The organism is Pedobacter sp. UC225_61, assembly GCF_044452285.1.
Lineage (GTDB): Bacteria > Bacteroidota > Bacteroidia > Sphingobacteriales > Sphingobacteriaceae > Pedobacter.
Window position 1 is genome coordinate 2,673,589 of record NZ_JBIOAL010000001.1, and the last position, 12,593, is coordinate 2,686,181.

At 35.2% G+C, this 12,593-nt stretch carries 13 protein-coding genes; 10 read left to right on the forward strand and 3 right to left on the reverse strand.

From position 1 onward, the window contains the following. Nucleotides 1–54 precede the first annotated feature (54 nt). Complete coding sequence (locus tag ACHMWN_RS12190) at nt 55–2,454, reverse strand: TonB-dependent receptor domain-containing protein (protein ID WP_397301384.1); 2,400 nt, start codon at nt 2,452–2,454, stop codon at nt 55–57. A 532-nt stretch (nt 2,455–2,986) separates the two neighbouring features. Between ACHMWN_RS12190 and ACHMWN_RS12195 the strand changes: the two genes are divergently transcribed. The 10 genes from ACHMWN_RS12195 (at nt 2,987) to ACHMWN_RS12240 (ending at nt 11,229) form a co-directional block, all read left to right on the forward strand. After that, nucleotides 2,987–3,685, forward strand: a complete 699-nt coding sequence (locus ACHMWN_RS12195) for a DUF1826 domain-containing protein (protein WP_397301386.1) — start codon at nt 2,987–2,989, stop codon at nt 3,683–3,685. Between the two features lie 502 nt (nt 3,686–4,187). Then, a complete protein-coding gene (locus tag ACHMWN_RS12200; protein ID WP_397301388.1) occupies nt 4,188–5,630 on the forward strand; it encodes an MATE family efflux transporter in 1,443 nt (480 codons plus the stop codon). Nucleotides 5,631–5,837: 207 nt separating this feature from the next. Next, nucleotides 5,838–6,731, forward strand: a complete 894-nt coding sequence (locus ACHMWN_RS12205) for a MerR family transcriptional regulator (RefSeq protein WP_397301390.1) — start codon at nt 5,838–5,840, stop codon at nt 6,729–6,731. Continuing rightward, the gene (locus tag ACHMWN_RS12210; RefSeq protein ID WP_397301392.1) at nt 6,724–7,845 is read left to right on the forward strand and encodes a phytoene desaturase family protein; all 1,122 of its coding nucleotides are present in this window, start codon (nt 6,724–6,726) and stop codon (nt 7,843–7,845) included. The genes ACHMWN_RS12205 and ACHMWN_RS12210 overlap by 8 nt, the downstream gene beginning before the upstream one ends. Before the next feature lie 25 nt (nt 7,846–7,870). Beyond that, the gene (locus ACHMWN_RS12215; RefSeq protein WP_397301394.1) at nt 7,871–8,242 is read left to right on the forward strand and encodes a phytoene desaturase family protein; all 372 of its coding nucleotides are present in this window, start codon (nt 7,871–7,873) and stop codon (nt 8,240–8,242) included. After that, nucleotides 8,226–9,062 carry a phytoene/squalene synthase family protein gene (locus tag ACHMWN_RS12220; RefSeq protein ID WP_397301397.1) on the forward strand — a complete coding sequence of 279 codons (837 nt, stop codon included), beginning with the start codon at nt 8,226–8,228 and terminating at the stop codon, nt 9,060–9,062. Before ACHMWN_RS12215 ends, ACHMWN_RS12220 begins: the two co-directional genes overlap by 17 nt. Beyond that, entirely contained in the window at nt 9,059–9,556 is a 498-nt protein-coding gene (locus ACHMWN_RS12225) for a hypothetical protein (RefSeq protein WP_397301400.1), read from the forward strand. The genes ACHMWN_RS12220 and ACHMWN_RS12225 overlap by 4 nt, the downstream gene beginning before the upstream one ends. Then, a complete protein-coding gene (gene idi, locus ACHMWN_RS12230; RefSeq protein WP_397301403.1) occupies nt 9,556–10,092 on the forward strand; it encodes an isopentenyl-diphosphate Delta-isomerase in 537 nt (178 codons plus the stop codon). Before ACHMWN_RS12225 ends, idi begins: the two co-directional genes overlap by 1 nt. After that, nucleotides 10,076–10,540 carry a sterol desaturase family protein gene (locus ACHMWN_RS12235; protein ID WP_397301405.1) on the forward strand — a complete coding sequence of 155 codons (465 nt, stop codon included), beginning with the start codon at nt 10,076–10,078 and terminating at the stop codon, nt 10,538–10,540. The genes idi and ACHMWN_RS12235 overlap by 17 nt, the downstream gene beginning before the upstream one ends. Next, nucleotides 10,537–11,229, forward strand: a complete 693-nt coding sequence (locus tag ACHMWN_RS12240) for a lycopene cyclase domain-containing protein (RefSeq protein ID WP_397301407.1) — start codon at nt 10,537–10,539, stop codon at nt 11,227–11,229. Before ACHMWN_RS12235 ends, ACHMWN_RS12240 begins: the two co-directional genes overlap by 4 nt. Nucleotides 11,230–11,285: 56 nt before the next feature. Here ACHMWN_RS12240 and ACHMWN_RS12245 read toward each other — a convergent pair whose 3' ends face one another. After that, nucleotides 11,286–12,206, reverse strand: a complete 921-nt coding sequence (locus tag ACHMWN_RS12245; protein ID WP_397301409.1) for a WG repeat-containing protein — start codon at nt 12,204–12,206, stop codon at nt 11,286–11,288. Between the two features lie 96 nt (nt 12,207–12,302). After that, nucleotides 12,303–12,590, reverse strand: coding sequence for a hypothetical protein (locus tag ACHMWN_RS12250; RefSeq protein WP_397301411.1), 288 nt, complete (start codon nt 12,588–12,590; stop codon nt 12,303–12,305). Nucleotides 12,591–12,593 lie beyond the last annotated feature (3 nt).

Below are 12,593 nucleotides of genomic sequence, written 5' to 3' on the forward strand. Positions count from 1 at the left end.
ATTAAGTAGAAGCTTGGAACGTAGGATTTACGCTCAACGTTCCAAGCCAACTAACTACAAACTTGTACCTTCAGAAACGTCGTTATTGTTAATTCCTTTTTTGTTTTTCTTAATGCTATCTTTCAATCTACCGAAGCGATAATTTAAGCTTGTGGTAAAATTGCGCTGATAGTTTTGGCTGTAATTTTCTTGAGTAAAACCAGTTCCATTGATGTATCTAATGTTGTCTCTATACTTACTAAAGGCGTTGTTAGCGGCAAATGAAAGTGAAAGTTTATTATCAAAGAAATCTTTATTTACACTAAATGAATAGAAAACGAAAGAGTTTGAAGTGCCTTGGATAGATAGGTTAGGGCCATTATAATTCACACTTCCACTAGCTTGCCAAGTTTTACTTGGACGATACGTTAATGATGTAAAGGCACGTCTCATTAATCCTTTTTTCTCTAGTTCTACACCGTTAATTTTGGCGTTGACCATACCGTAATTCGCCATAGCACCAAGAACACCTCTTAATTTGTTATTAAATGGATAGTTTAAATTAAGATTTAGCCCTATTAAAGTAGCCGTACCTGTGTTTGCATAACTATTTTGTGTAACAGTACCTACAGTTATTGCACTCGGCATAATAATATTGGTACCTCTAAGTGCACGTAAGCCTATATTAACTGCTAATTTTTTAAATCGGCTATAACTCACCTCAATGCTATGTCCTTTCATTGCCTTTAGATCAGGATTTCCTGATGATGTAAAGTTTGGATTAGAACGATCAACAAATGGATTTAATTGATTGATACCAGGGCGTTGTATTCTAGAGGTGAAACCGAAATTGAGGCTGCTCTCTTTAAATTTGCGGTTAACCGAAATCGAAGGAATTAAGTTTAAAGAGTTTTTATCTAGGATTGTACCAGATGAATTGGCATCAATTTGAGTTTGTTCTAATCGAACTCCAGCTTTAACACCCCATTTATTGAGGTTAAATTGATAGGTATTGTATACTCCATACACATTTTGCTGATTATCAAAAACATTTGTTCTTAATGGATCAAGTACATAATTGCCAGAAGAGTTTAACGATAAATACTCAAAGTCACTAGTGTTATCCCTAAATATAGCTTTGATACCTGCTTCCATTACCACTTTTTTAAATGGATGTACATAATCTACCTGAATGGTTTGCTCTACCGAACCACCCGTGTTATCTTGTTTGTAATTAGGTTCAGTATAAGCAACTGGATTAAATACGTTAACGGTATTAAACTGATTATTACTAAATTGATAGTAACGATAAGAGAAAGTTAACAACCTGTTTTTATCTTTTTTAAATCCTAACTGATAGTTAACAGCGGCATCAAAACCATCTCCAGAACCGTTTAAACTGTTGTTAAGGTTATAACTTTGCAGCAATGAACTTGTATTGTTAAGAACAGAATTTTGAGTGCTTAAGCTTTCATTCGAATTGGCATTATAATTTAACTGTCCAGAAATTAAATTCAAGCTATCAATTTCATAACTCAATTCTGCTCCCACATAGCCACTTTTTCCAGAAAAATCACTCGTACCAGTTTGAAATAACTTGGTAGGATTATTTTCTTGAGTAAGTCTTAAAATACTATTGCTTAATTGTGGCGAACTGTTTAAACTTCCACCTGCATTAGTTGCAATACCAAATTTTCCAGCCTTAGCTGTAAATGTTCCACCAATACCAGGGCCACCTACAGGGAAACGTTCACTTACATTAACGGTACCATTAGTGCCATTATCTGCTTTTTTATAGGTAATGATGTTAATAATCCCTGCTAATCCTTCGCCATCGTATTTTGCTGGTGGGGTAGTTATTACTTCTATTCGTTCAATACTAGAAGCAGGCATGCTTTTTAAAATATCTTTTGGATTTCGCTCCATCATTCCAGATGGTCTTCCATTAATTAAAATCTTATAATTGCTATTTCCTTGAAGTTGTATGTTGTCATCACCATCAACAGAAAGCATAGGTACTTTGCGCATCATTTCTAATACGTTATTTACTTTGCTTTCAGGGTCGGCCTTCACATCGTAAGCAATACGATCTATTTCTTGTTTAATAAGTGGGCGTTCTCCTGTAACCGTTACGCCTTTAAGTTGAGTAGGAGATGGAACCAAAGAGATAACATCTAAATTTTTTGAAGTAGCACCTAATACTACTGGAATTGTTTTGGTTTGATACCCTACATAGACAATAACAAGTCCGTAATTTCCAGCTGTTAAACCCGTAAGTGCAAACGAACCATCCTTTGCTGCTACCACTGATTTTACTTGAATTTTTTTATCGTTTTTAAGTAAAACCGTAGCAAAACTAATCGGTTTTTGAGCTGTGCTGTCGGTAATTTTCCCAGTAATTTGCAAAGATGGGGTTTGACTAATTGCGTTTAAGCTTATTAAAAGGCAACTAATGAAGATAAATATACGTTTCATACGTGTGTTGTTTGATTAGTGTATTAGTTAAATAATACACAAGTATACGTACTTTTTTTTTACTTCCAAATTAAATGTGATAAACTGCTTAAAAAATGTGACGAACGTTGAATTTTTGGTGATGCTGTTGCTCGCTAAAAGTTTGTTGTTGAGCAATGACAAGCATGCTGATAGAGGCAGTATTATTTGCATTTAGAGAATCGAACTTAACATGTTAAGGTGTAACCATCTTTTGCGCCAAAATTTGTATCTTTAACTTATCCCTTTATTCCTCGACAATAATTGTCAAAATTCAATAGTCTTTCTTAAGCTTACCGCGACGTTATGGCGACATTACAGCGACCTTACCGCGACTTATGTTCTGGTCATCTCCTAGAATACTCCACCTATGCTTCGTCTATTGATTAGGATTTGTTCTTAACGGCATACCTAAAATCAACGTTTCCTAGAACTAAACCAGACTAAGACTCGAACTTGATCACAATTCTACTTGCTGTTATTAAATGGATTGGCTAAACTTGTTTATTCAAATATGGACAGCGAATTTTCCGATAACACTCAACATAAACTGGTTACATCATTTGATGAATTGATACATACTCAATTTCAGGGTGCAATGAATGCAATTTGCTGGCACAGAAATCTAATTGGTGATTTTAAAGAAATTGTAACTAAGCTACCATTAAAAGAAAACGTAACAGTTGTTTCTGTTGAAGAGCTTTTGGCCTTATCGTTATCACCAGCAGGGGATATGGCTAGAGAAATTATCCTAAATGACTTTAATTTATTGAAAGATGTTGGCGCATCGCCAGTGCTCAATCTACTCAAAAACTACGAACGTGATGAGGAATTCGATTTCATTTCAACCGATGTATACTCTTATCATGTAGATCGTTCACCGATTGCTACCGATACTTTCTTATGCACCTATTATGGCGCTTCAAGTGATATTTTGCCAAATAGTGAAGTTGAACAGCTGATATTAATTCCTGAAATTCGACAAAAACTGCAAGAGGTATACGATGGTCCAACAGCTGAATTTGATACCTTCTTGACGGAATATTTTTTTGATTTACATTATCAACCTAAGCCGCATGCTCATCCTTTAAATTTAGGTGTAGGGCATTTGTGGAAATTGGCAGTTGATCATCCAGAACAACAGGCATTACCTTGTGTGCATAGAGCGCCTATAGAAAATGAAGGTGAATACAGACTGCTACTAATTTGTTAATTGTTTAGACATTGCACCTTGTGCAGTGTTAGATAATTTATAAGAGAAAAGTTCTAGCATTAGTTTTAACCTGGGTTGATTGAAATCAATATGCAATTGTTATTGCCAAAGGGATATGCCACTATTTCCATATGTTCATGATAATGGAATATACTTGACAAATTCTCACATATGTATACAATTAACGCATCAAACTCTAAATAGGGGTTGGTAAAAACAATAAGTCTTCCTTTATCATCAAAATGAGCAGCTATGGTATGCTCACCAAAATAATCAATGAATTCATTTAGAAAAATTGCAGAATGGCGTCGTCTTAACATGGTCGTCTTTTTATCTGATAACATTCTATTGAAACTTTTGTTTAGTATATACTCTCATCTTTGTAGTTCATACTATAATTTTTGATATATCCTGTAAACTCTATTTGCAACTATTTGTTAAAAACACTTTTACATTCAGCTTTGTAGTATAGATTAGTCATTTTGCCCATAAGTTTATGAAGATGAAAAGCCCTATTTCTGTTGATAAAAATCCATTGCTTGAAGGTCCAATTCTTCAATCACTATTAAAATTGACCATACCCATTATATTTTTGCAACTACTTCAGGCCGCTTACCAGCTTATTGATGCTTTTTGGGTAGGTAGACTTGGTGGTAATGCAGTTGCGGCAGTATCGGTTACCACACCTTTTGTATTTTTATCTATAGCAATAGGAGCAGGTCTTGCCATAGCTGGTTCGGTACTGGTGGCGCAGTATGTTGGCGCAAGAAACCAAGCCATGGTAAACCATGTGGCCGGGCAAACTCTGCTTCTTGTATTGTTAATTTCAATATGTTTAGGAGCCTTAGGATTTGTATTTGCACCTAATCTTTTACGCTTAATGAAAGTTTCTGATGCTGTGTTTGATGGCGCATTAGGATTTATGCGTTTTTCGTTCATTGGCCTAGTATTTAATTTCCAGTTCATCATGTTTACGGCCTTTATGCGTGGTGTTGGAAACCCTACTGTTCCAATCTACATCATTGTTGGAAGTGTGGCGCTGAATTTTGCACTGGATCCGTTGTTTATTTTTGGTTGGAAAGGTGTTGCTGGCTCGGGAGTAATGGGAGCAGCGATGGCAACATTAAGTACCCAAGCACTAGCAACTGTAGTGAGTTTAGCTATTCTATTTCGTGGCAAAAGAGGAATCAAATTAAGGCTTGCTAATCTTATACCAGATTTTACCTACATAAAGAAAGCATTTTTTCTTGGACTTCCTTCCTCTATAGAACAGTCTGTTCGTGGACTTGGTGTAACGTTGATGACTTTTTTAATTGCCACCCATGGCACACTATCCTTGGCTTCTTATGGAGTTGGAGCAAATGTATTACAGGTAGTGATGATTATGGGAATGGGTTTTTCTCAGGCAATTTCTACACTTGTTGCTCAAAACATTGGTGCTGGCAAAGTAACAAGGGCTGCCCGTATTGGGCGACTTGGCGCAATTATTTCTTTTTGGTGCTTATCGGTTATTGGACTTGTTGTGTTTATTTTTTCTAAACAAGTCGTTTCTTTTTTTGTGCCTGAGGATGCTGCAGTTATTTCTGGAACTAGTGTATTTCTTCGCATAATTGCACTAAGTTGGGGGTTTTTAGGGGTACAATTAGCTTTTACAGGAGTTTTAAAAGGTTCTGGAAATATGGTGACTTCAATGATCCTAGCGCTAGTTTCTCAATTCGTATTTCAGTTTCCCTTAGCTTTTGTGCTTTCTCATCATGGATCAATGGGGGTGATTGGGATTTGGTGGGCATTTCCGGTATCGAATGTAATGATGTCACTGATTGCTATTTCAGTTTTTTATAGAGGAGATTGGAAAAAGAAAAAGATTATTGAAGATCTAAAAGAGGAAGATGAGCTCATTGAGATTGTAAACCGTGAAACAATTGTACAAGAAGGGATAAAGTAAACTCATTACTTATTCTTATGTTCTAATCTTGATCTCACTGCGTATTTATAGCTTTTTAAATATATAGAAACCAACCACTTCTTCATTAAATACTCGAATTCATTTTTTGTGTCACAAAAAATTTGTGAAAGAAAAATCATTTTTCAAAAACTTTTATCCAGCTAAGAGCGTATATTGTCTAGATATTTTAATTAAAATATAGACAAAATGAAATTATCCATCTCAAATCTTGAGCAACTTAGTGGTGTTCCAATACATACTATACGTATTTGGGAACGTAGGTACAATGCACTCGAGCCGCAAAGGTCTTCAGGAGGCACACGTTTTTATACTGATCAAGACCTCAAAAGACTGCTCAACATTGTAAGTCTGCAGCAAGCCGGTATAAAAATCTCACAGGCTTGCGCTTTAAGTGGAGCACAGATGGACGCAATGCTAGAAAAGGATTTAAATACCTCGATATCCTCAAATGCAGGTCATGAATTTTATATTTCTCAACTGTTAAAAGATGGAATAGAGTATAATGAACTAGCTTTTAGTACCTTATTGGATCGTTGTATCAACGACTATGGCATGCTGGAATGCTACACAGAGGTTATGTTTCCGCTTCTGCAACGTTTGGGTTTAATGTGGCGATTAGATCATATTTGTCCAGCACATGAGCATTTTATAGCTGCAATTGTAAGGCAGAAGCTGATGACAGCTATTGGTTCTACTCCGCTTACTGAACAAACTGGATCAACATGGCTGTTATTTTTACCAGAAGATGAAGGTCATGATATTCCCTTGTTATTTGCTAGTTTTCTTTTACGTAGTCATGGTTTTAAGGTAGTTTATTTAGGAGAGCGTGTGCCTATGACATCACTTAAAGAAGCGCAATCTGTTGTACATGCTGAAAATTTGCTGTTTTTTATGGTGAGACAAAGACCGATTGGAGAAGCGAGCGATTATCTTTCGGAACTTGGGAAAATTTTTGGCGAAAGCAATATTTACCTTGCTGGAAACAGTAGGTTAATCAATGAACTTGAACTTCCAACTAATGTGACTTGGTTTTCTTCCATTTCAGCATTTAAACAGATTTTAAGTAGTGGAAATGGATAATAATGCAATACCATATAAGTCTAAAGTTGCCGTGATAGGTTCAGGGTTTGCAGGTTTAAGTGCTGCCTGTTACCTCGCAAAGAGTGGTGCGGAGGTAACTGTCTATGAAAAAAACCTTCAGATTGGTGGTAGGGCAAGGCAATTGGTCACAGAAAACAGATATAGTTTTGATATGGGGCCTAGTTGGTATTGGATGCCTGCGGTATTCGAACAGTTTTTTGCAGATTTTGATTGTTTGCCTGCAGATTTCTATGAACTATCACAGCTCGATCCTGGCTTTTCCATTGTGTTTGGCAAAGATGATACAATGCATATCCCAAAATCAATTGAAAAATTAGAAGAGGTTTTTGAACAGATCGAAAAAGGAAGTTCCATAAAACTTAGAAAATTTCTCTCAGGTGCAGCTTTCAAATACAAGGTTGGTATGGAAAATTTAGTGCAGAAACCTGGGCTTTCTCTTACTGAGTTTTTGGATATGGACGTAATTAAGGGTGCTTTTAGATTACAATTATTGCAATCCTTCCGCAAACACGTGAAAAAGTATTTCAGTCACCCAAAACTTATAGCGCTGATGGAATTTCCAATACTTTTCCTTGGAGCAACTGCAAAAGACACCCCAGCTCTATATAGCTTAATGAATTATGCAGGTCTTTCACTAGGTACTTGGTACCCTAAAGGAGGTTTGGCTGTTGTAATAGAAGGGATGCGCACATTAGCTGAAAACCTTGGTGTTAAATTTCTAACCGACGAGCCCGTATCAGGTTTCACGTATGATAAGCGTAAGATTACAGCTGTAAAATCTAAACGTTTCAATTTAAAATATGATGGTGTAGTTGCATCGGCAGATTATCACCATGTAGAAGCTAGCTTGCTAGGAGAAGAATTTAGAAATTATTCAGAACAGTACTGGGAAAAAAGGGTGCTTGCCCCATCAAGCTTAATCTTTTATTTAGGGGTAACTAAAAAATTAGATAGCTTATCACATCATACACTTTTCTTCGATGAAGATTTGGATGTACATGCTACGGAGATTTATGAGAAATCCGAAATGGCCATCAAAACCATTGTTTTACGTTTGTTGCCCTTCAAAAACGGATACTACAGTTGCTCCTGAAGGTCATGAAAACATTTTTGTACTGATGCCGCTTGCAACCGGATTGGAAGATACTCCAGAACTTCGTGAACGTTACTTTACCATTATTATGAAGCGTTTAGAAAATTTTTGCGGACAGGAAATCGCAAATCAGCTAGATTATAAACGAAGTTATTGTATACAAGATTTTATATCAGACTATAATTCTTATAAAGGAAATGCTTACGGATTAGCCAATACCTTGATGCAAACGGCAAATCTTAAGCCATCAATTAAAAACAAAAAAATTGACAATCTATTTTATGCTGGCCAATTAACTGTTCCAGGACCTGGTGTTCCTCCTTCAATCATTTCAGGAAAACTGGCAGCAACAGCATTAAATAAAAACCTAGGAAAAAACGATGAAAGAAAAATTTGATAATCTTTCTGCACAATGCAGCAAGATCACCACTATCCGTTATAGCACTAGCTTTTCGCTGGGAATATACTTCCTACACAAAAAAATAAGGCAACCCATCTATTCAATTTATGGATTTGTACGTTTGGCTGATGAGATTGTGGACAGTTTCCATGATTTTGATAAGGCTTATTTATTAGACAAATTTAGAAGAGATACTTATGAGGCAATTGATCAAGGGATTAGCTTAAATCCTATACTCAATTCTTTTCAACAAGTGGTAAGCCAGTACAAAATAGAAAGAGAGTTGATAGATCTATTTTTAAATAGCATGGAAATGGATCTCAAAGAGGAAACTTATACTAATGATAAATATAATCGTTATATATTAGGTTCAGCACAAGTTGTTGGGCTGATGTGTTTGAGAGTATTTACCGCTGGCGATAAAAAAGAATACGAAAATCTTAAGGAATCAGCTATGCTGCTTGGCTCTGCTTTTCAGAAGGTGAACTTTTTAAGAGATCTAAATGCGGACTACGTGCAGCTTGGAAGAAGTTATTTTCCTGGTGTAAACCTTTCAGCATTTGGCAATAAAGAGAAAAAACAAATAGAATTGGAAATTGAATCTGAGTTTAGGGCTGCGCTAAAAGGAATTAGATTGCTGCCAAGAGAGGCAAGAAGTGGTGTTTACCTTGCTTATATCTATTATCTTGAACTGTTCAAGAAAATTAAAAGAGTTTCCGCAGAAAAAGTATTAGAAAGTAGAATTAGGATATCTAATGGGCACAAACTAGGACTAATGTTCGATTCGATGATCCGTTATAAGATGAATGCGATATGAGAGCTTTATTGATTTTATTATTCATTGGAAATTGGTCGTCTAATGATGCTCCTGAGCTATCAACGCTAAGAAAACTTTACTATAGAGCAGCAGTGGAATCCTCGGCATCAACCTCACTTTCAAAAGAACTAAAATCTGTTGGACCAGATTCAGCACCCATTCTTTTATGTTATAAGGGCGCAGCATTTATGATGGAGGCTAAATATGCTTTCAATCCCATTACTAAGTTATCTAGATTTTCAAAAGGTAAAAAAGCTATCGAAGAAGCTATTGCTAAAGAGCCAAGTAACATGGAAATGAGGTTTATCCGTTTTTCGATTCAAACCAATTTGCCTGGCTTTCTTGGGTATCAAGGTCACATTGATTCAGATAAAAAGAAACTACTAGCAGGAGTGGCAAACGTAACCGATAAGGTATTAAGGGAAAATATTACTGCATACCTCATCGCTTCGAAAAAATGTACAAGTGAAGAAATTAAAAAATTACAACAGTGATGGAGAAAGTTATATTAGTGGATAGTAATGACAATCAAGTTGGCATGATGGAGAAAATGGAGGCTCATCTCTCTGGTGAGTTGCACCGAGCTTTTTCAATATTTGTCTTCAACTCCAAAGGAGAGTTATTGTTACAGCAGCGGGCTTTGAATAAATACCATTCAGCAGGGAAGTGGACAAATACCTGTTGCAGTCATCCACGTGAACATGAACATACCATTATGGCGGCTCACAGGCGCCTGAAAGAAGAAATGGGAATGGAATGCAAATTGGACTATGGGTTTAATTTTATCTATAGAACAGAAGTAACAGAAGGTATTTTGGAACATGAGTTTGATCACGTTTATTTTGGTGTTAGCGACGATAGCCCTATTTTAGCACCGTTAGAAGTTGCAGCCTTTCGATATATGAGTATGGATGAGCTTTCAAAGGATATCAAACTTAACCCTGGAGAATATACCGAGTGGCTGAAGATTTGTTTTGAGAAAGTGAAGGTCTATTATAAAAAAATGTTGGACGATGGATATATTGGTTAACATAGGTATTGTATTATTGACATTTCTTGTAATGGAAGGAGTGGCATGGCTTACGCATAAATATGTGATGCATGGGATTTTCTGGTTCTTACACAGAGATCATCATAATAAGGATCATGATGATTTTTTAGAACGCAACGATTTTTTCTTTTTGATATTTGCCATTCCTGGAATAATTTGCCTTGCACTTGGTAATTTTTATGGTAAAGAACTGGCTCTTTATATTGGGATTGGTATTACGCTCTATGGCGCATGTTATTTTCTGGTGCATGATATCTTTATTCATCAACGGTTCAAAGTGTTACGTAATTCAGATAACTGGTACCTTAAAGCCATTAGACGAGCACATAAAATGCACCATAAACATTTAGGAAAGGAGCAGGGCGAATGTTTTGGAATGTTGTGGGTACCGTTTAAATATTTTTTAGAAGCTAGAAAAAAAGCATGAGAAACTACACGTATCTTCTAGTCGATTTTTTTACGATTGTTGTTCCCTTTCTTTTTTCCTTCCATCCAAAGCTACAATTTTACAAAGCTTGGAAGGCATTTTTTCCTGCGGTAATATTAACAGGCCTGTTATTTTTGTTATGGGATATTTATTTTACCTACCTTGGTGTATGGGGTTTTAACTTAAATTACATCATTGGGTGGAAACTTTGGGGACTTCCTTTAGAGGAATTGTTGTTCTTTCTATGCATTCCCTATTCCTGTGTATTTACGTATCACTGCCTAACCTTGTTAATGGATTTAAAGCTAGCTAAGCCATTAGAGGATAGCATTACTTATGTATTAATACTCTTAGGGTTAATTAGTACAGTTTATTATTGGGGACAGTATTACACGGTATCTACAGGAATACTTATGATTGTACTTTTGTTAGTTGCAAAAAACGTGATGAAAGTAAATTGGCTAGGAAAATTCTATTTAGTTTATTTAGTACTACTATTTCCTTTCTGCATTGTAAATGGCATTTTAACGGGTACTGGGTTAAATGAACCTGTGGTATGGTATAATCCAGAACATATCATAGGACTTAGAATAGGGACTATACCTTTTGAAGATGTTTTTTATGGTTTAGACCTTATTCTACTTAACCTTTTAATTTATCATTGGTTGAGGTCAAGGCTGATTAAATAAATTTTTTACAAGGAAAGAAAGAATCTTAGCTTGTACGACATAGAAATAATATAACCTTATTGTTTTACTTCAACTGCATTTTTATTGATGTAAAAATTTCTATCACCCACTGATACCCTTGCTTTCCCTTTATAAAATCCAAAAGCATAATCGTAATTGAAACCAATAGTAGTTTTACCTTTGTTGTCTATAAAACCCCATTTTCCTCCAACCGAATTTCCAACATAATTTTTAGAAGCACCAGCATTTACAGGAGCAAGTCCTTCGCTAAAGCCGCCTGCACTATCATAACTATAAGGAATAACAACCGCCCCACTTTTATTAATAAAGCCCCACTTATTGTTCTTTTTAACGGGTGCTAACCCTTCACTAAATCCTCCAACCTTTTCAAAACTATATGGTATCATTAACTTAGCTGTTTTATCAATGTATCCCCATAAGTTATTGGTTTTATCATAAACTTCGGCAAAACCATCTGAAAATGAATTAGCTAATGCAAATTTTGGAGCAATAACTTCGTTTCCCTGTTTATCAATATACCCATATCTACGTTCCTTATTCCACCCATCTGTAAAATCAGTTCCTATACAACTTAAACCTTCACTAAAATCATAAGCATCATTAAATTTAAGTGGAATGATTATTTTGCCAGTTTTATCTATAAAACCAGTTTTGTAATCTAAAGATTTAATTCTTGCTAAACCATCTGTAAAATCTCCTATAAATTCATACTTGATAGGAAGTAGCTCTTTTCCATTATTATCTAATAAGCCGTATTTGTACTTAGATTGTACTACAAATACATCTACATTTTCCTTCCAATAAATTACATCATATGTAGGAGGAATGATCACGGTATTATTTTTATCCTTTAATCCATAACGATACGTTTTCTGATCATAAAACTCTGTTAAATTTTGTGCATTTAATTGGTATGTAAATGCAATAAAAAATAAAAAGACAAGTGTTTTTTTCATTTCTATACTTTCAATATTATATCAAAAATATACATGAATTTAAAAAATTGCAATACCTAAAATTAAGTATTCAATATCTTTGAATTGTGTAGAGATCTAATTCTTTTCCAAATGATCTTCAATACGTTTTTGAAGGTGATGCTTAAAACTATCATCTAATTTCAACTTAATAAAATCTGATTGAAAAAGTTTTTTAACCATTTGATTAAGTACCAAACTTTGCTGCATAAAGGTTATGCATATTGAACATCCAGCAAGGTGTATTTTTAATTCCAATTGCTCTCTTGCAGTTATCTTTTCTACTTGTTGCTTTTCAATTAAAAAAGTAGCTTTTCGGCAATTATAAGCTATCTTCTTTAGTTCGCTTGCATTTAATTCTTTCATGAT

Coding starts and splice junctions, on each gene's coding strand:
- ACHMWN_RS12190 (WP_397301384.1), bottom strand. CDS start 2,454: ATGAAACGTATATTTATCTTCATTAGTTGCCTTTTAATAAGCTTAAAC.
- ACHMWN_RS12195 (WP_397301386.1), top strand. CDS start 2,987: ATGGACAGCGAATTTTCCGATAACACTCAACATAAACTGGTTACATCA.
- ACHMWN_RS12200 (WP_397301388.1), top strand. CDS start 4,188: ATGAAAAGCCCTATTTCTGTTGATAAAAATCCATTGCTTGAAGGTCCA.
- ACHMWN_RS12205 (WP_397301390.1), top strand. CDS start 5,838: ATGAAATTATCCATCTCAAATCTTGAGCAACTTAGTGGTGTTCCAATA.
- ACHMWN_RS12210 (WP_397301392.1), top strand. CDS start 6,724: ATGGATAATAATGCAATACCATATAAGTCTAAAGTTGCCGTGATAGGT.
- ACHMWN_RS12215 (WP_397301394.1), top strand. CDS start 7,871: ATGCCGCTTGCAACCGGATTGGAAGATACTCCAGAACTTCGTGAACGT.
- ACHMWN_RS12220 (WP_397301397.1), top strand. CDS start 8,226: ATGAAAGAAAAATTTGATAATCTTTCTGCACAATGCAGCAAGATCACC.
- ACHMWN_RS12225 (WP_397301400.1), top strand. CDS start 9,059: ATGAGAGCTTTATTGATTTTATTATTCATTGGAAATTGGTCGTCTAAT.
- idi (WP_397301403.1), top strand. CDS start 9,556: ATGGAGAAAGTTATATTAGTGGATAGTAATGACAATCAAGTTGGCATG.
- ACHMWN_RS12235 (WP_397301405.1), top strand. CDS start 10,076: ATGGATATATTGGTTAACATAGGTATTGTATTATTGACATTTCTTGTA.
- ACHMWN_RS12240 (WP_397301407.1), top strand. CDS start 10,537: ATGAGAAACTACACGTATCTTCTAGTCGATTTTTTTACGATTGTTGTT.
- ACHMWN_RS12245 (WP_397301409.1), bottom strand. CDS start 12,206: ATGAAAAAAACACTTGTCTTTTTATTTTTTATTGCATTTACATACCAA.
- ACHMWN_RS12250 (WP_397301411.1), bottom strand. CDS start 12,590: ATGAAAGAATTAAATGCAAGCGAACTAAAGAAGATAGCTTATAATTGC.